The organism is Microcystis aeruginosa NIES-4325 (assembly GCF_008974145.1).
Lineage (GTDB): Bacteria > Cyanobacteriota > Cyanobacteriia > Cyanobacteriales > Microcystaceae > Microcystis > Microcystis aeruginosa_G.
The window spans coordinates 1-255 of the sequence record NZ_BJKP01000147.1 but is presented as its reverse complement, the minus strand read 5'-3'; the positions used below and the strand labels follow the sequence as shown (position 1 = coordinate 255).

The window sequence follows — 255 nt, the reverse complement described above, 5'->3', positions numbered from 1 at the left end:
TTATCAACCATAGTCACTGGGATATTTGGGAGCTAGAAACTTATGTACTAGAAACTTATGAGGTTGTGTTTAAATCGAGACAGAGCTACTACCAATTGCTAAAAGAAGCGAGAATTAGCTGGCAAAAAGCGGAACAAGTAAACCCGAAAAAAGAGCCAGAAGAGGTCAAAAAAAAGAATGAAGAAATCAGTCAATTATTAGAGAGCAAAAAAGAGGAGATTCAGTCGGGAAAGCTGGCAGTGTAATTGCTTGATG

General features: G+C 38.0%; 1 protein-coding gene. It reads left to right on the top strand.

The genetic code is table 11. The annotated features are described in order from the left end of the window. Window positions 1-245, top strand: a 245-nt coding sequence (locus MiAbW_RS19400) for a winged helix-turn-helix domain-containing protein (RefSeq protein ID WP_172967409.1), incomplete at its 5' end; no start/stop codon positions are given. Window positions 246-255: the final 10 nt, after the last annotated feature.